Below are 17,445 nucleotides of genomic sequence, written 5' to 3'. Positions count from 1 at the left end.
AGGGATTTATTTTATTATCATATGATTGAATGGAAATAAAATTAAATACCAATTAATTTTTCAGAATTTTCTTTGGAGATAATAATACCGACGCCATTTATTTCAATAACAGTACTCTGGCTATTTTGCCATTTTGAAAGAATATCTTTTATTTGTGGTAAATAATTTGAATAGGTAATGCCTGAAACAGCAAGTGTTATATTTTTGTTTTCCTGACTTTCATTATTGACTGTAGCGAATTCAGTAATCAGATTAACTTTAGCCAAAGCAAGACGAGCATCTTCTGTACCACCTAAATCGGCACATAATTTATCTACCAGAGCTTGGTTGATTTGTGAATTATTTAGGTTGGGTTTTTGATCTACAGAAGCGGAAATGTGGTTAATTGGTGTAATATTGTCTTTAATATTTTGCAGTTTCATCGGTACGGTAATGGAATACATTAGAGATAGGCGAGGGCGATTACCGAGAGCTTGCCAGAAATTACCCAAGCTATTTAAATTCTCCTGTTGGGGAATAATTCGAGTATAGGCACCGGGAATGCCGGTTAATTGACGGTTGTTAATTAATGCATTTAGAACACGAGTCATCACTTGCGCCGCTTGATTATTGGGTTGGCTATCCGGGTTTGAACTGTCGCTTGATGGTTTACTGGCATCCCAGTAAGTAATTAAATAGTTACAATTGATATTGACCCAACCCGGTAATAATGTGCTGGTCATTGGGTTATAACGTCTTGGTTCGGCAGAACGTAATTGTAAATCTTCATTGATGTCATAAAGAAATACACTGACCGTCGGTTCCGATTGAATAGAATTAATTTCGGGTAGATCAAAGCGGATATCAATTTTATTGCCATTGATATTTAGATACTGGGATAAAACAGTATTTAATACATTATTTACTTCAATAATCGCATTGTCAGAAGCAATTAGGGTTGTCATGTTTATTCCAATTTTGTTAAATGTTTAAAAAACCAATCGGCCAGTTTTATTGAGTTCGAGTGTAACGGCTCGATTTATATGTTTATTTTCGATCTGTTCACAGTGGTCATTTTTCGCTAACATTGATGCTAATAGCGCAATATTTCTGATATTAGCCCCGGTTAAATCAGCTCGTTTAGCCAAATGGGTAAAATCAATGGTATCGGATAATTTAATTTTTTCCGGCCAAATGACTTGCCACATTTTTTTACGTAATGTTTCATCAGGATAAGCAAAACGGGTAATAAAGGTAAAACGGCGATTAAAGGCGCTGTCTAAATGGCTACGATTATTGGTGGCTAAAATCACTAATCCCGGATAATTTTCCAATCGCTGTAATAAGTAAGAAACTTCAATATTAGCATGTCGGTCTTGAGCATCTTTGGTTTCACTGCGTTTGCCAAATAGCGCATCCGCTTCATCGAAAAATAGCACGCCGGAATCTGCTTCGGCCAGATCGAAAATACGGGAGATATTTTTTTCCGTTTCACCGATATATTTATTCACCACGGTAGAGAGATCCACTTTAATCAAATCAACGCCAAGATGCCCGGCAATCACTTCGGCGGCCATGGTTTTGCCGGTACCTGATTCTCCATAAAATAGTGTGCTAATACCGGTGCCATAACCGATTTTTTCCTGAAATCCGGTAGCCAGAATTTGGTCGCGGTAATGAATGGCGGCAATAATCTCTTTTAATTGTTGCGCTAATGTGTCTGAAATGACTAAATCATTAAAGCTGCGTTTGGGGGTTATTCGTTGCGCTAATTTACCGAAATTCTGTTGAGCACGGAAACTTAATGCTTTACGCAGATCGATTTCTTCCAATTGGCCTTCCGGTTGTCGGAGTATTTGGTATTGATTCGCTTCTTTAAGGATTTGCGGTAATGTTTCTGCGGTAAATGAAAAACGTTGGCATAATTGAGTAATATTTATTTTCTGGGCGATATTATCCGATAAATTGGCTTCCAGCATGGTTTTTTTATCTGCCAGAGTCAGGGCTGGCATATTAATTTGCACTATTGGTAAGTGTTTAATCCACACTAATGAATCTTGTGGTTCTGCCAGACAAACCACGCGTAATTTGGGCTGATTCAATAAAGTGGAGAATTCGCTATGCAATATTTTCTTTTCATCTTTTAGCAAAGAAAAGTTGCGAATTAATAAACAGCCATTATGTAATCGTGCTTCCCGTACAGCATCTATCAGCAAGTTAGGGTTATTTTCTTCCGGCAGTTGAGCTAAGTCTAGAGTTAATGTACTGATATCATGAAATGCCATGATATTGCTTACCGCCAATTCTCTGGCGCTATCTTGTTTTCCTCTGAGTATGACTAGCGGGCGTAGTTCATCGGTTTTATTTAATAATATCTTTTCAAGTGAAGAGTAAAGGGATTGTGGATACCAACAGTGTGAGGCAGGAGAATGCCAATAAGCACAAGTTGTCAGGGGGGGTAAAATAACCCGTTGGCCTGATAAGAAATGCCAGACAGCACTGTGAGTTAGAAATTGAGTTTGTAACCAAATAGATTCTTCGTGGTTATTAAGCCGTAATAGTTGATGACTGATTAATGGTGTTTGCGGTAGAAAGCTATTTTGTCGTAATGGCCGATCACTTTGGCGTTGGTTAAATAATTCAATGGCTAAGTCAAAGCTAGGCCACTGTTTTCTACTGTTACCGTGCAGAGCCGCAAATAACGCATGATAACGGCTATCGAAATGGGGTAATAAACCTAATAATAAAACATCTCGTTCAAATTCAGTGAGTTCAAAACGTTCAACTAATTGTGATAATGCATTGGGGTTTTCGTCGATTTCAGGGAAATTAATAATATCATCCTGTTTGGTGACCCAATGAGGAATGCTTTGTGGTTTTGCCAGCCGCTGGTTTAATTCATCTTCGGTAAGGAGAAAATTCTCCGGTAAATAATCGTATTTTTCTCCATGTTGGTAATAGTAATATTGTAATCGTAGATCAATACGTTCCAGATGGGGATAAATCCAGCGTAATTCTGTTGCCATGTAATGGTTGTTTTTAAGTAGAGAATTCATATAAACCTGTTAAATATTTTGCCAGTCGATTAATAAAGAGTGATCCAGCCAGGGAAGTTTGGCGATATTTAATGGCCACGGCCATTCAGTCAGCAATGCATCAAATGGCTGTTGCTGGATGGTGATTTTAATTTCTTGCTCATTTGCTAATAATTCACCCGGTCGTTGTAAGAATAATTGGCGGACATCATTGCCGCTTAATTTTTTCCAGCCGGGAAGTTGAGCAATAATGGTATCCAGCCATTGCGAGGTGATTAATTTTTTTTCTGGTTCAAGCAAGATTGATTCACTGTTTTCATCAGCCGTTAATCCACATAGAACGTTATTGAGTCTATTACGTTCTATCGATGTTTCTTCGGTTTCCCAAATCAGATAGTCAAGGAAATTAGCAGCATGGTATTGGGCTTGTCGATGGATAAATTTTTCCCCCTCAAGTAGACCAAGTTGATTAAACAACGCGGGTAGCATCGGCCAGAGAATTAATATTCCGGCATTACTGATTTGATATGGAACGGTTTTTTCTGGTAATAAAACCGATTCAGATTGTGGCTTGTTGATAGTTTGAAGTTGATTGCGGCTATTGCTTGTAATATGTGTATTATCTGATGTTGATAGTATTTTCTGATCTTCGGTCATGACCTTCTGATTTACCAGAGATTGATGTTGCTGAACGTCTGAAAAATTAACATTATTCGTGGCTGATTTTTTACCGGGTGTATTTTTATCTATGCGGCTTGGCATAAAGCATTCCAATAGATATTGGTATTCCTCAACCGACAGATGTTTTTGGCAAAGCTGTGAAACAGAAATGGTTTGCCAGAGTTGTTTTAGCCAACTATTTAATGGCGTGTTTTGGCTCATAGCTTGGCGAAATAGCTTAATAATAGGATCGGTATTAAGTACGCCGTTATTAAGTTCAGTGATAATACGTGAAATGATTTTAGCATCGGGTTTAGGTATTTCCTGAATATTATGCCGCTGTAGATATTCCAAAGCGTTGAGTATCAGTTGTGCGGAGGAGGCAAGCTCCTCCTGATGTTGTGGTTTGTTTACTTTTTCGGATAATCTACGGTTAATGGCAATGAATAAAGCGGGTTGTTTGATAGCCAAAAGTCGTTGTATACCGTGTTCAGATAGACAGCTTTTTGCCAGTAGCAATATCCATTTGTTCTCTATCTGTGTTAATTGGTGAATGAGTTTATTAATATGAATGTCTTTATTATGTGTTATTGTCTCTAGTGTATTTGGTTGGGAATCTTTTTGATATAAAAAATGAATGAAATTCTCCGCATCAATTAAATAATTATCGCAGAATGCGGAAGAATTATCGGTAAATTTATTAAATGTTGGTTTATTCAGTAGAGTTTCTTCCTGATGGTTGTTTATCTGATATTGGTTAAGTGCTTTATTCAGCTCAACCTTGAGGCGAGCAGGGAATAATGAATTAAAGTCATGGAAACTTATTTCACCAAGGTCCAGAGTTAATTTCTCTAAAGAGATATCCTGATAAATGTTATATTCATCAAAGTATGAATTAAGTAATTGATTTATATTGGCCTGATTAAGCACGGAGCCATGCAATACTTTTTTAGCTAGCTGTTGATTATTAGCTGAAATAGTAATGGTAATCCGGTTTAACAGATTTGGCTCCGAAGTCATATTAATATATCCTTGGTAATGAGTAAATAATAGGTAATTTAAATCTGTGTTCGTGGAATGAAATTAAAGTTTCATAATAAAGGCTAATAGATAATAAGGCGGAACTACATCAACGCTATGATAATGTGAAGGGGATGATGCTGTTGCTTGGTGATTATGTCCTTGTCCTCCCCCTGTGTCTGATGTGTATGCGTAATAAGGATTACTATCTTCAGTCATTATTCCAGAATTAATGTGATTATTTATTTCTTTTGTTTGGCTCCACCATTGTGAATAATTATATCTTATTCCATCACCATACCGATAAGCCATACCTCCAATATGTTTATGACTAGGTATTTGTGACTCTGTTAATGTTGTATTTTGCACATTAACAGTGACAGAAACTTGAGTTGATTTTGTATTTTGGGGATATTCTTTTTTATCACCTCTACCTCCGGCACAATAATAGCTTTTTCCTTTATCAGAAAAATCATTTCCACACATGACAAAACGATTTCTTAAGTCTGGGGTTCCATTATTACCATTACAGAAAGCCCATCCAGTAGGAGCGCTATCACCAGAAAACATCACAATCATTCCTCTGGGAAGTACTTTAGTGGGATCAATACTGACACCATTGGAATCAACGGTAATACCATTACCTGCTTTGACAGCCACATAATCGTAACCTACATCAATGCCATTACCATGGCAAATTGATATTCCATTGTCTCTGTCAACCAAACCATCACCCATCTTTACAGATAAAACATCATTTTTAGGTTCTAATATTAATGGAGAATAGGCTACGTTGATAGGTTTTCCCATTTTCAAACTGACACCCTTATCGTCTACCTTAATTCCCTCACCAGCTTTAACTTTTACACCTTCATTAACTATTTCAATACCGTGATAATTACCGACTTCAAGTTTGTCGTTGTTAATTCTCAATCCTCTGCCAGCATTGACTGCTAATCCGCTATTATCAGCTAACAGGCTTTTATTCTTGATTTTTACACTTAATCCATTTTCATCTGCCTTTAAACCGCCGTTGTCGTTAAGTTTTACTGCTAGTGCATCGTTATTATCCAGTTTCAGGGCTGAATTTGGGTTATCCGTTTGACCCGGAGCTTTACCAACAGCCCGGCGACCCATATCAGCAATATTAATCAGATCGGCATAATCGGTTTGTAATGGAATACTGCCTTCTTTAAAGCGTCTTTTTAAATCATCTGCTGATGGGCCATTTGATTTGATATTTTCCATATTGGATTTTGCATTAGATAGATTAGATTTTTTTTCCATTTTTATCATCCTATGTGATGTTAAATTATTATGATTTAAATATCTTGTAGATGTTTCTGTATAATTAAGCATAAAAAAATATTTAATCTTAAAATAAGCCTTTTGTGGTGCTATATTAATTCGTTTTTATATTGGATAAATTAGTTTCTATTTTTGCTACTGTCTTTATTAATAATTGCATTGAGTTTAGTTATGCCTACGGCTTAGGCACATATAATAATTGATTACTTTTTATGACTGCTGCATTCCATTGATCGCCAGATTCACCAATGACCTCGATACATTGCTGTTTAGTGGCAATTCGCATATTACCAATACCGGTTGCATCAGAAGGCAGGCGTCCCAAGGTTAAGGTCTCTAAAATATGGTATGCTTCGTCTCCTAAAGGGGCGTCATTGTTCTGCCAGCGTTTATAGGTGCTGGCAAAATCTTTAAAATGCTCCGGTGATAACCAGTGAATAATCATTGAAATATGTGCGGGGAATTCAGCTAATATTTCTGTTTTCACCCAAGATTCCAACTTATAAGGATCAACTTTGTCATTCTCAATTAACTGACGATTCACTACCACGCTAACCACAAATGAAAAGCGGTCAGCCAAGGCATATTTTTCATTGGAGAAGTACCAGCGATAACGCCATGCTTCGGCCTCTTTTGGAAAGTTTTTATTCGGTGAGTCTTGGTTGCGTTTAATTAATATCTTGCCTTGAATACGATCAAATTTAACCACCCGCGCTTTGAGTTCATATTCGGGTGGTTCCGTGAGAACTGTACGAGCTGATATTTTTAGGTCTGGCTCAGAGGGGGTAATCACATATTTCAGCGTGATTTCGTCACCTATTTCAATCATGGCCGGGAAGGGGCTTTGAGCACTGGAACTAATCCAACGTTGATCTTCGGTAGCATTTTTAAACTTTTCATCGGCATAAACCAATTGATAATCCATATCTTCCAGCCACACCGGGCTATTTTGCCAGCGCAGATTACCATCATTAAATTTCTGTTTTATTCTGTCCAGATTGCGTTCCAAATCGCTGCTGTTACGGGTACTAAGGGAAAAGGTATTTCCTGTTACTGCGGTGATCATTTGGCTCCGTAATATAAACTCTCTATCACCTTCAATAATAATCAGATTAATTACCTGACCTTGTAATAACCGACCTGCAATACCTTGCTGTGTGATGATGAGTTGATGATTATTAGAGCCTGAATTCTCTTCAATTATCTTTAGAGCATCAGGTTTTTGTTTATCGTCGAATTTCGTGTCGGGTTTTATCGGCAAAAGTTGACGATGTTCAATTAAATAAAAAGGCAGGCCATCCAGATTAGGTGTTTTACTGAAACATTCCCCGCCCAAACCCAATCGGGCAGCAATTCGTTTTTGCAGTGCCGACACTTTATCAATCCGAATATTATTACGTTGATAGGTCAGTTCCGGTTGTTGAGCCAGATAGCCGCGTTGGGTGTTTAGAAAATCGAGTGTGTTTAGTGTCAATGGTCTGGCTGCGCGATGAGTACCAAAATAGCCTAATAGGTAATTCAGAATTGTCAGTTCCTTGGCATAGTTTTTATCTTTATTATTGCCTTTATCATAATGGATTTGAGAATCATTATTGAGCTTTTCTATTAAATCAGTTTTTATGTTTTGATGGGCTTGTTGGCTGACAGTATCGGCTTTAAAAGGCCATTGAGCACCGTATACGTCATCTCCCCGTTGTTTAAAGGCTAATAGTTTTGGTAAAAGGGCGAGTTCGGCACAGCCGTTAGCTAGCATTTGCTCGAAAGGCAGCATAAATTGATGCAACTGTATTTGCTGTTGGTTGCTGGCATAGGTCTGCAATCCATAGCAAGCCGGTAATTTATTGCTTACCGGATAGTAATCCAGAACTTTACGATATTTACCCCAATGCAGTAATTCAGGTTGTGTATTAATCAGTGGTTCTTCAATTATTTTTTCTTCCACCTGTTGTTTGGAAACGCTAATTTTAACGCTGCCTTTGGCAATAATGGTAAGCGGGCTGTTTGCTGAGGTAATTAATGCCAGTGGATCGTTACCCCATAATCTGGGGTAATATCCCTGAGCGATTTTCCAAGACCAATTATCATCCGACAATGGCGTAATAGTTGTGTCGTGATGAGCTAATGCCAGCCGGGTGACACTCTGAATGCCTTTAATCGCTAATAATCGGTTAACCAAATGACTGAGATTTAATATGGTAGCGCTGGTGTAGTTTTTGGCTTGAGGTAAGGTCGGTATCCAACCGTGATGTAAATAAGGGCCGGAAAATATCTCTTCATGACAGTGACCCTGATCTTTCATGGCCTGAGTGGTATAACGTTCGGGCTTTGCCAGTACTATCTGTTCCGCCGTCATATAAATTTGGGCGAAGATATCAGCAAAATCGATGACGTTATCTTCAAGTTCAATATCAATCTGCAAGGGGAGATCGGCAGGTTGCAGCCAGATAATGTTACTGACGGATTCTCCTAAATTTCGGTTGTCTTTTAGGAAAGTTTTCAGCCTCTCCTCAGCCAGTGTTTTATTCGTTTCAGTTTCCCGACCAGGCAGTAAATAGAGCCAGTAATTTCCTCTTAGTGTTAATTGGCTATCTGATCCGGAGTTTTTAAAACTATATTCACGTTTCTGTTTGTTATACCAATATTGATAACGTTGATTTTCAGGTTCACGAATTAATTGGACATCATTAAAGAAAAAATAACCTTCGCTTGTTTCATTAACCGTGTCGCTGCTATGTAAATCCAATAAAGCCCGGCGATAATCTTCCGCAGTGATCGGGCCACAGGTCAGCGTTTGTTGTGGGCCGAACTCCTGAGGAAAAATACCGTCGCCGGGTGTTTGGTCCTCTGGTCTTGGCGTTAGAAGGTCTCTCAGTGGTAATGTGTGGCGATAGGCCAGATCGGAGGCGCCATAACAACAGGCTTCTAATAAGGTGATACCGGGATCATTTTCACTGGTATTGCTCCAGCATTGGCCGGATTGCTGCTCAATCACTGTTTTGGCCTGAGCGAGTAAGGCATCGAAGGTAATATCGTCTTTGACGATGGGAAACAGGGCATCCTGATGATTCATTGGTTAACTCCTTGGTTTGAGGGACGCTGCTCTGACCAGACTAAAATTAGCACTTCATTATCGGCGGCTTCGATACTTTTACCCACGGCACCTGTGGTTCGGTTAGCGATGGTTAGGCTTAAATCGGTGACACGTTCCACCAGAGGCGATTGTTGGATGGTGGCTAACAACTGGTAGTAGTCAATGTGATTACCGACTGTCACGCCGATAGCCCTATTTTCGCCCCACGGCATATATTTGCGGCTTAACTCCTGTTGTAGCTGATGATGGCCGTAGTCGGGGTTAACGTCAGTGGTAAAAGTCACTTGGTAGTTCACATTAACGTCAACGTAAGTGGGATTGCTGATCTCAAGGGTTGCCCAAGGGCTGCTGAGTTGTTTGATCCATTCGACCATCTCTGTCAGCCGAGCGGGGTTTAACGTTGGACGCAGCGCATCATTGTTATCTTTGTAACGGCTGTTAGGGATCACAATCAGTTGTTGCTTTTCCGGTGCCGGGATTTTGGTTAATTCACCGGCAGACGGGTATTTGACATCAAACAGGCTGACAAATTGCTCTTTTAATAAGGTGACAATGTTGCCCCAACTCAGCGCCCGGTTACGGTGAGATAAACGGGCCGGGAGCCGCGTCAGGAAGGCTTGCTCGGTTTCTTGCGGCTGACCATTCCAAGAGGCCCAAGGTTGAGTTACGCCACTGATTGCAGGGGATGTATTGACCGGCTGTTTAATGTTGTCGGCAGCTAATCCGTTGATAAAGTGATCCTGTTCAACGGTTTCTGCGTTGATCAACGTCGCCGTGGTAGCGTTATACAGTAGACCTTTAATGCGTGGGTAATCTTGGGGGGCAGTCGGATGAGTTATCTCAGCTTTCAGCCAGTAGCGGCCCGTTGGCATCAGAGCCGCCTGATCTGCCGCATCCTGTGGCAATAAGGTGCGCCAGATACCCCGGTCAAACAGGTTATGGGTTTGATCGTGAACCAGTTGATTGATTGGCTGCCAGATATTTTTCCGATTTAGATAAGACCAAGATAAATTAAGTGCTTTAACACCTTCTGACTGCCAGTATAAAGATAAAGTTTGTCCCGGTAATACATTGGTAAAGCCTAAGTAGAATGTGTCATGGGTTAATGACGATATATTTGCTTCGTCCCAATTCCGGTGGCCAGATTGAACTTCAAGATCATTGGATGTTTCGCTAAAAAGTTGAATACCGTTTTTGGGGAATTCAATGTTGTCTGAGTCGCTTAATAGTATTGCTGATTTCCAGACATTACCAACTTTCCGATACCAACGCAGATCGATTAACTTTCCCTGATTCGCCAGTAAATCCGTATCTGACGCATAGTGTAACGAGTTACCGGCGCTGTCTTGCCCCGCATCAAACAGTGTGCCTTGGGCTACCAGAAATTCTGGGTTGTCAGTATTCAGAGTAATTTCGATAGCAACTTTATCCGCTTGCGCTTTTTTGGGTTTCAGCCCTAATAATTCCCGATAATAAAGATTGCGATGCCGGGCCGGAAAGGTATTTAATAATCGATTAGTTGTTTCTAATAACGTTAAAAAAGCCAAAACAAAAGCTTGATGGGCGGGTAATCGACCATCGGCTTTATTCACATTTTGGTAAATATCCGCTAGTTGTTGAGGATTATTTTCTTGAATAAAGTAGAAACTGTCCCAGAACTGTTTTTTCTCTTGATCGAAAGGAATTTCTTTAGCGTAAGCTTTAAGCCAATTTAAAATATCTAGCGTACTTCTTTCATCAAGTTTAAATGCAGTATCCGGCACAATAGCAGAGAGTTTATTTTCTAACTCGGCTTGTCCCATATTTTTACCACCTGTTATTTAAAATAAAGTTGAAGAGGTTATTTATCCGGCAGTGACCGCATATTGGCTGGCAATAAACCGACCTTTGCCCATACTGGGGGCTGTCACATCCGGGCCGCTCGATGGATTATTGGCTGGTTGTGTCGGGGTAAAACGGGCGATAAATTGTTGCCCGACAACAATCACTGTGACTGGACTACGGCAGAAGTTGACCTGCTGGCTGGCATCCAATTGAGCAATGGTGACCATCCCCATGCCAGGAACCGGGTGGCTTGGGGTAATATATTGCGCTTGAAGTTGCACCTTTTTTTCATCACCGACCACGACAATCTTTTTGCCCTGAATTTGAGTGTGTCCGCTACCCCGGATGGTCGCCGGCCCCAGAATGGTGATTTGTCGGTTGCCAAATAACGGCTCGAACAGCAAAGTGTCGCCATCCACCACCAGTTGTTTGCTCATAAACTCACCTGTACCCGGCCTTCATTAACTTCAAGAGCGCCTTCAATCTGCTGGCTGATTTCGCTGCCTCTCAGGGTGTAAGTGACCTGAATATGCAGGGTATTGGGGACATCCATTCTCTGGTTGACTTGGATCTCGCTGATATCGGCGCGGGGTTCATAGCGTAATACCCGTTCTTCAATCCGAGTTTGAATTTCTGCCATCATTTCGTCACGGATATTGGCAAACAGATAATCATTCAGGCCGCAACCATAATTCTCTCGCATAATTCGTTCGCCGGGTTCGGTGAGAAAGAGAATTTTCATATTTTGGCGAACGTTTTCTGCCCCTTCCGCCATTGTGACGCCGGTGGATATTTCAGGATGCGTGCTATTTTTATACGTACTATTTTTATACGCACTATCTTTATACGTACTATCTTTAATAGAAAATTGCAGCGGAAAGGACCAACCCCGACCGTAGATATCGGCTAATACTTTATTAGCTAATGCTTTATTGGCTAATGTTTTGTTTGTCATCTCATTACCTTATTATTGGGTTAAGTTAATCTTCGCACCTTTAATATCAACCCCTGATTTCCCGGAGGCGGCCAGAGACTTTTGCGCCTCTATTTTAATTTCCTGAGCATGGGTAATAAGATTCTTAGCGGAATTAAGCGTGATATCTTTATCCTGTTGCAGAGATAAGGTATTTTTTCCGCTATTCAATGCGAGGGTTTTATCTTTATTATTAAATAGTAATGCTTGCTGATTTTCTCCCTGTTTAATCACTAAGGTTTTCACCGGATTTTTTTCACTCGGTTCTAACGGCGCTTTATTTTTAGGATTGTGCATCGAGCCTAATATCACCGGGAAGCGAGGATCACATTCAAAGAAGCCGATAATCACCTCATCCCCCGGTTCAGGGTAGAAGCAAAATCCGCTTTCGTGGCTGGCGTAAGGTTTACCCATACGGGCAAAAAGGGTGCCGTTGGTTAAGTTTAACGCCGGTATTTTGACCGGAATACGGCCTAATGATTGGCTATCTCGCTGATATTTTTCCACGATCCCGATATGCAGCTCTTTTGCCTGCGGTATAACTTGCTCTGTTTCCGGCAGTAGCCCCAGCGTTAGCCGAGTGCGCCAGCCTTGCCGTTGATTGATGGTCTGACTGACACCGGTGATCATCGCCTGACCATCCATCCCTTGACCAAAGCCGTTTAACGCCAGAACATCCCCCGTTTGATAACGGTTATCGCCTTCGACCTCAAAATTGCCGGAGACGTTGTGACTTCGGCGGTTGTTCAGGATGCCTTGAGCAAGCTGTTTGGCTTGTTCATTGTCCAACGGATAGCTGAAAACCCATTGCCATTGTTGGTTGGTTAATGATGTCAGGTTGTCTATGGCGAGTTGATTGTGACCAAGACCGCTGTTTTTTACCTGATGAGCAGGAGACAGTTTTTGTTGGGCGATATCCCAAGACTGTACACTCACGGTTTTGGGGCTGCGTTGGTTATCCCATTGCAGATTCGCTTCAAATAACACCGCATCCTGATGGTTGGCTCGCTGGTGGAGGGTATGCACGGTTGACCGATTAAGGGATTCCGGGGCGACCAGCGTCACGCTATCGTTGCCGGGCAGCAGCCAAGTATGGGTCGCGAACAGCCGGTTTTTTAGAAAAGCCCAGTCATTGCAGCGAAATTGCACCATTTGCTCATGCACCGTTTTAAGCTGAGGGGCTTGTTTTATCGTGACAGAGATACCCGCTTGGCTAAACAACTTCTTGATAATCGCCTCATCACTCTGTTTGTTGAACAGTTGCGAGTGAAAGTTGTGAGTTAATTTTTGCAATGAATGTTTGGCGGTCAGAGTAATGATGCTGTCCTGACCCTTAAGCCCCAATGTTTGCCGAACGATGATCCCCTTAAACACCACGTTTTTTTCGATCTGCACGCTAAGTTGGTGATTGGGGCGGCAACTTGCCAGTTCAGCTTGCGCCTTGGCATCAAAAATATGGCTGGCATCACCGGCGATCCCTAGCGTGATGTTAGCCGAGGGGATGCCATTAATATGATGGTTTACTGTCAGGCTGATAACCGTAAAGTGGTTAAGCGTTTTGCCGTCTATTTTGATCGTTATCGTCGGTATCTTCATGCTTTCCCCTGTGCTTGCAACATTTGTCCGGGGGTAAAGTCATCAAGATTATCCAGACCGTTTTGCCAAGCCAGCGAGAGATAATCAATCCCCCCCGCCAGAGAAGCGCCGGCGCCTAAGGCGATCAACGGCAGGGAGAGCATATCCGTGACGTTAACCGCAGTAGCCGGGGGCGATTTTAATTGCTGCTCGGTGGCTTGAATCACAAAGCTTTCATCTGCCACCAGAGATAGGGTAGCGCTGGCCCGCAACGGTGTGGCATCCCGGTCAAACAGGGTGTAATGAATGCTGAGACCACTGGCCCGACAGGCAAAATAGCCTTTGTTTTCCCAACGCATTTTGCCCCATTTGATTTTAAGAAAGTGGGGAACGTGAGTACTGGCATCCACGGCACACAAGGCTTTTAGCGTTGCTAATTGCGTTTCTACCGGGGTGTTATGGCCGGGCATGGTGGCATCAAATAACAGGACTAATGACAGGCCCGCCGGTTGGGATAACACATAGCGGCTGCTTTGGTTGGCACTGTTAACGCTTTCATCCTGCTGATAACGGGTTTGATAATCGAGCTGGATGGCATCGGGGTTATACATTGCCTGTAAACTGCCTACCGAAGTTTTCCCCTCACGGTCCTTGAAAGCGGTGAGGGTGAGTTTGGACAGGCTGCGTTCAATTAAGCTCATAATGACCTCCTGTTTCACGCAATTCCTCTAATACTGCTTGTTTCACCTTTTCAATCAGGTGGGCGTTATCCAGCGCTTCCTGCGCCAGTGTTCGTGGCGTGACCGAGTAACTGGCTGAATCGGTCACTTTAGCCTGAATAATCAGCTCCTTAATTTCAACGGTCATGCTTTCACTCCTAACCAGCGCATATCCTGATAACGTAATTCCAGCGCGTTCACCAGCACCGTATTGCTATTGGCATCAAGGTCGCCAGTGGACCAGCGAACCGGCAACGCGTTACTTAATGTCCAGCTTGCCACGGGAATTGAATGTTCATTCAGTAGCATGATGACCACATCGGCATACACCGCTTTCTCGCCGCGCAGGACGCGATCAAACACCCAAGTCAGCGGCGTGACGGTCATAACACCACGTTCCAGAACCAAACTGCCGTGCTGGATCTTCTCGGCTAGCCAAACATTTCTGGCATTTTCTCCGCCTTGACTGTGTTGGGTGGTTTGCAGTTCACGGCTGAGTCCCGATATCCGCTGGAAAGCAATGTCGAGTGGGCTGGGGATATTGTTAAACAGAAAACTGGCGATAAAACGGTGTGACACCGACGGGGTGTATAAATTGTTCATATTTTGCCCCTGTTTAATGGGTGATCCCGGTACGGGTATCAAATGTCAGATTCAACTCGATAAATTCCGCCGGAATGAGTAGTGCCAGCCTGATCTTCATGATCATTTTCCCGGCCCGTAGATCTGCTTCGCTCATCGATTCATCAACCCCCAGTAGCACCTCGAAAGCTTGATCTTCCTGCGTACCGCGCAGTCCGCCATTCAGCCATAACTGACGTAACCAGTTGTAAGCCTGACCTTTCAACTTCATCCAGGTGATGGCGTTATTCGGTTCAAACACAAAGGCTCGGCCCAGTTGAGTCATATGGGCTTCGATATAGGAAACCAGACGGCGTGTCTGGATATAGCGCCAAGGGGAGCCGGGGGTGTTGTCCAGCGTGCGGCATCCCCAGATCTTTATCCCTTTGCCGGGGAAGCTGCGAACCAGATTCAACGAAGGGCCATTCTGGTTAAACAGGGCATCGGCTTCAATGTGAGAGCGTATTGGGCTTATCACCTTGGCTAACGCGACATTCGCGGGTGCGTGCCAGACCGCCATTTGGTTATCGTTACGCTGAATAATGGCGGCCACCGCCGCAGTCGGCGAAAGAACAATAGACCGATCTTGTTCCTGATAGGCACTGTTCAATCTTGGCCAGTATACGGCGCCCCATTGCCGATCACTGGAAGAGAGCTGCGTTAAACATTCCGCGGCCAGTGCGGGATCATCGGGGGCATCCAGCAATCCCATGATGCCACGTCGGCACCGGCAAAGGTTAAGTACTGATTGCCAAAATTGTAGCCAGAACTGAATCTTGTCGTATTGATCGATTTCTGAATCGGGAGCATCCATCTGATTCAGATAGACAATATCGGGGACCACAATCAGCGTGATAGCACTCTGTGCCGAAATCGCTTGTTTAACCCAATTTTGTTGGAGAGTAGAGCTTAATGATTGAAAATTGCCGCGTGGTTCATCAGATCCTAACGACAGTACATAGGCTTGCTGACCGCCGTTGTCAAAAAAGTGACGCACGGAATAATATGTTAATCCTGATTCACCAAATGACAGGGTAAAATCGGTCAGGCTGTTTAACTTGACGGAGGTTTTGTTGTCTGGACTTTTTTCGGTATAACCAATAAAAACCGGTACACCGATAAACGCCTCATCTTGTTGCTGGGATATCAGGTTCTCCGTGATGGTGACGCCGGGCTGTGTGATTTCCATTCTCGGTTCCTCAATAGAACAGGCGCGGCGAACCGCGCCTCAGTACGGTTACTGTGTTACATTTTGCGAAAATTGCAGGATGATAAATTCAGCCGGACGGACTGCCGCCATCCCAACCTTAACCACCATTTTGCCTTGTTTAATGTCAATATCGGATAGGGTGACACCTTGACCAATCTGGACAAAATAGGCTTCCTGCGGGCTATTACCGGCCAGTGCCCCTTGCTGCCAGAGTTGATGGAGATAGTTGTCAATGGCTGACCGGACCCGTTCCCAGGTGGGCTGACTGTTGGGTTCAAAAACGGCAAATCGCATGGCTTGCTTGATATCCCGTTCTGCCGCATTAAATAAACGTCGAACCGGAATGTAGCGCCAGTTGTCATCATCTTGCAGAGTACGTGCGCCCCAGACGACAAATCCTTTGTTACTGAAATAACGGATGGCATTGATACCTTTTCGATTCATGGTACTTTGTTCATTGTCGCTGAGCCGATCCGCTACATCATTAATTCCGCTGAGAACAACATTCGCCGGTGCTTTCCAGACGCCACGACGAGCATCGGTAGCACAGTACACGCCTGCCATGACTGCACTGGCGGGAATGATATTTTTGTTATCAGCAATTTTTTGTTTTATTGCCTCGATAACTTGCTTATAGAGTCCTGAGTTTTGCTGTTTGAGTTCTGCCAGATGGGTAACTTTTGCATCCTGATAACCTGAAACCGTGACGCTACTCTCCTCCATCTGAATAAGTTGTGAGACTTTCACTGCCGGATAATAAGTCGCGGTTTGTGATTGCAGGCTAACGTTAAGTGTGGTTTCTTTATCCTGATTATCCGCGATAAGGAAATAGCCCTCATTTAATAATGAAGATGTCAGACTGTTATATATTTTGCTCTGGTAATGAGAATCTTGTTCAGGGCAGACGATCAAGGTAATTTCTAAAGCCTGCTTAATTAACGCAGGGATTAATGCCAGCATATTAGGATCTTCTGGATTAGAAATTGGCAGGATATAACAAGGACCGCCACCATTTTGGAAATAAAGCTTTAAGGCATCACTGCTTGTTGTATAGGTGCCGATAGTTATATTGTAAGAATCACTGTTATTTTTATCGTCTGTATCAAGCGTAATATTTTGGGCGGCAAAAGTTTTTACATTATCTTTGGCTTTTGCATTGCCTTCGTTTTTCTCAGGATCGGAAGGGGCAGGTGGTGGAGTAGGTTCCGTTAATTTGACTGCTACCGACGTAATACAACCCACATTGAACAGATTAGTGAAATCCAACCAGCTACTCACGCGTGTTATTTGTGGCGTTGCGCTGATTTTTTTCGGTGAGAAACGGCCAATAAAAACTGGGATTGCCGTATTCCCTTGGCTAACGGAGAGAGCCAGTGATGCATCTTCTTCAATATAGACGCCAGGATAAGTTGGTGTTGTTGGCATGTTGC

The 17,445-nt window shown here is 42.7% G+C and carries 14 protein-coding genes; all 14 read right to left on the bottom strand.

Features of this window, described 5'->3' with window-relative positions; translation table 11 throughout:
* Positions 1-41: 41 nt before the first annotated feature.
* Positions 42-944: a Pvc16 family protein gene (locus LGZ98_RS05150; RefSeq protein ID WP_113043160.1), complete on the bottom strand. Its 903-nt coding sequence runs from the start codon at positions 942-944 to the stop codon at positions 42-44.
* Positions 945-968: 24 nt separating this feature from the next.
* The gene (locus LGZ98_RS05145) at positions 969-3,035 is read right to left on the bottom strand and encodes an ATP-binding protein (RefSeq protein ID WP_262977793.1); all 2,067 of its coding nucleotides are present in this window, start codon (positions 3,033-3,035) and stop codon (positions 969-971) included.
* A gap of 9 nt (positions 3,036-3,044) precedes the next feature.
* Positions 3,045-4,694 (bottom strand): contractile injection system tape measure protein, encoded by a 1,650-nt coding sequence (locus LGZ98_RS05140; RefSeq protein WP_262977792.1) that lies wholly within the window; start codon positions 4,692-4,694, stop codon positions 3,045-3,047.
* A gap of 63 nt (positions 4,695-4,757) precedes the next feature.
* Positions 4,758-5,981 carry a tail fiber protein gene (locus LGZ98_RS05135; protein WP_113043157.1) on the bottom strand — a complete coding sequence of 408 codons (1,224 nt, stop codon included), beginning with the start codon at positions 5,979-5,981 and terminating at the stop codon, positions 4,758-4,760.
* A gap of 196 nt (positions 5,982-6,177) precedes the next feature.
* Positions 6,178-9,072: a baseplate wedge protein gene (locus LGZ98_RS05130; RefSeq protein WP_262977791.1), complete on the bottom strand. Its 2,895-nt coding sequence runs from the start codon at positions 9,070-9,072 to the stop codon at positions 6,178-6,180.
* Positions 9,069-10,895, bottom strand: a complete 1,827-nt coding sequence (locus tag LGZ98_RS05125) for a baseplate J/gp47 family protein (protein ID WP_262977790.1) — start codon at positions 10,893-10,895, stop codon at positions 9,069-9,071. The genes LGZ98_RS05130 and LGZ98_RS05125 overlap by 4 nt, the downstream gene beginning before the upstream one ends.
* A 42-nt stretch (positions 10,896-10,937) precedes the next feature.
* A complete protein-coding gene (locus LGZ98_RS05120) occupies positions 10,938-11,354 on the bottom strand; it encodes a contractile injection system spike tip protein (RefSeq protein ID WP_113043154.1) in 417 nt (138 codons plus the stop codon).
* A complete protein-coding gene (locus LGZ98_RS05115; protein ID WP_113043153.1) occupies positions 11,351-11,872 on the bottom strand; it encodes a GPW/gp25 family protein in 522 nt (173 codons plus the stop codon). The genes LGZ98_RS05120 and LGZ98_RS05115 overlap by 4 nt, the downstream gene beginning before the upstream one ends.
* A gap of 12 nt (positions 11,873-11,884) precedes the next feature.
* Entirely contained in the window at positions 11,885-13,486 is a 1,602-nt protein-coding gene (locus LGZ98_RS05110) for a phage baseplate assembly protein V (RefSeq protein ID WP_262977789.1), read from the bottom strand.
* Complete coding sequence (locus LGZ98_RS05105) at positions 13,483-14,166, bottom strand: CIS tube protein (RefSeq protein ID WP_113043151.1); 684 nt, start codon at positions 14,164-14,166, stop codon at positions 13,483-13,485. Before LGZ98_RS05105 ends, LGZ98_RS05110 begins: the two co-directional genes overlap by 4 nt.
* A complete protein-coding gene (locus LGZ98_RS05100) occupies positions 14,153-14,332 on the bottom strand; it encodes a DUF5908 family protein (protein WP_113043150.1) in 180 nt (59 codons plus the stop codon). The genes LGZ98_RS05105 and LGZ98_RS05100 overlap by 14 nt, the downstream gene beginning before the upstream one ends.
* Positions 14,329-14,787, bottom strand: coding sequence for a phage tail protein (locus LGZ98_RS05095; protein ID WP_113024977.1), 459 nt, complete (start codon positions 14,785-14,787; stop codon positions 14,329-14,331). The genes LGZ98_RS05100 and LGZ98_RS05095 overlap by 4 nt, the downstream gene beginning before the upstream one ends.
* Before the next feature lie 13 nt (positions 14,788-14,800).
* The gene (locus tag LGZ98_RS05090; RefSeq protein ID WP_113043149.1) at positions 14,801-15,994 is read right to left on the bottom strand and encodes a phage tail sheath C-terminal domain-containing protein; all 1,194 of its coding nucleotides are present in this window, start codon (positions 15,992-15,994) and stop codon (positions 14,801-14,803) included.
* 48 nt (positions 15,995-16,042) lie between these two features.
* A complete protein-coding gene (locus LGZ98_RS05085; RefSeq protein WP_113043148.1) occupies positions 16,043-17,440 on the bottom strand; it encodes a phage tail sheath family protein in 1,398 nt (465 codons plus the stop codon).
* Positions 17,441-17,445: the final 5 nt, after the last annotated feature.

The sequence above is a fragment of the Photorhabdus kayaii genome (genome assembly GCF_025384895.1).
Taxonomy (GTDB): domain Bacteria; phylum Pseudomonadota; class Gammaproteobacteria; order Enterobacterales; family Enterobacteriaceae; genus Photorhabdus; species Photorhabdus kayaii.
Note: the sequence above shows the minus strand (reverse complement) of the source record. Positions and strands in the feature narration are given on the sequence as shown.

Bases quoted from the DNA above. Each gene is read 5' to 3' on its own strand.
- LGZ98_RS05150 (WP_113043160.1), bottom strand. From the start codon at position 944: ATGACAACCCTAATTGCTTCTGACAATGCGATTATTGAAGTAAATAAT.
- LGZ98_RS05145 (WP_262977793.1), bottom strand. From the start codon at position 3,035: ATGAATTCTCTACTTAAAAACAACCATTACATGGCAACAGAATTACGC.
- LGZ98_RS05140 (WP_262977792.1), bottom strand. From the start codon at position 4,694: ATGACTTCGGAGCCAAATCTGTTAAACCGGATTACCATTACTATTTCA.
- LGZ98_RS05135 (WP_113043157.1), bottom strand. From the start codon at position 5,981: ATGGAAAAAAAATCTAATCTATCTAATGCAAAATCCAATATGGAAAAT.
- LGZ98_RS05130 (WP_262977791.1), bottom strand. From the start codon at position 9,072: ATGAATCATCAGGATGCCCTGTTTCCCATCGTCAAAGACGATATTACC.
- LGZ98_RS05125 (WP_262977790.1), bottom strand. From the start codon at position 10,895: ATGGGACAAGCCGAGTTAGAAAATAAACTCTCTGCTATTGTGCCGGAT.
- LGZ98_RS05120 (WP_113043154.1), bottom strand. From the start codon at position 11,354: ATGAGCAAACAACTGGTGGTGGATGGCGACACTTTGCTGTTCGAGCCG.
- LGZ98_RS05115 (WP_113043153.1), bottom strand. From the start codon at position 11,872: ATGACAAACAAAACATTAGCCAATAAAGCATTAGCTAATAAAGTATTA.
- LGZ98_RS05110 (WP_262977789.1), bottom strand. From the start codon at position 13,486: ATGAAGATACCGACGATAACGATCAAAATAGACGGCAAAACGCTTAAC.
- LGZ98_RS05105 (WP_113043151.1), bottom strand. From the start codon at position 14,166: ATGAGCTTAATTGAACGCAGCCTGTCCAAACTCACCCTCACCGCTTTC.
- LGZ98_RS05100 (WP_113043150.1), bottom strand. From the start codon at position 14,332: ATGACCGTTGAAATTAAGGAGCTGATTATTCAGGCTAAAGTGACCGAT.
- LGZ98_RS05095 (WP_113024977.1), bottom strand. From the start codon at position 14,787: ATGAACAATTTATACACCCCGTCGGTGTCACACCGTTTTATCGCCAGT.
- LGZ98_RS05090 (WP_113043149.1), bottom strand. From the start codon at position 15,994: ATGGAAATCACACAGCCCGGCGTCACCATCACGGAGAACCTGATATCC.
- LGZ98_RS05085 (WP_113043148.1), bottom strand. From the start codon at position 17,440: ATGCCAACAACACCAACTTATCCTGGCGTCTATATTGAAGAAGATGCA.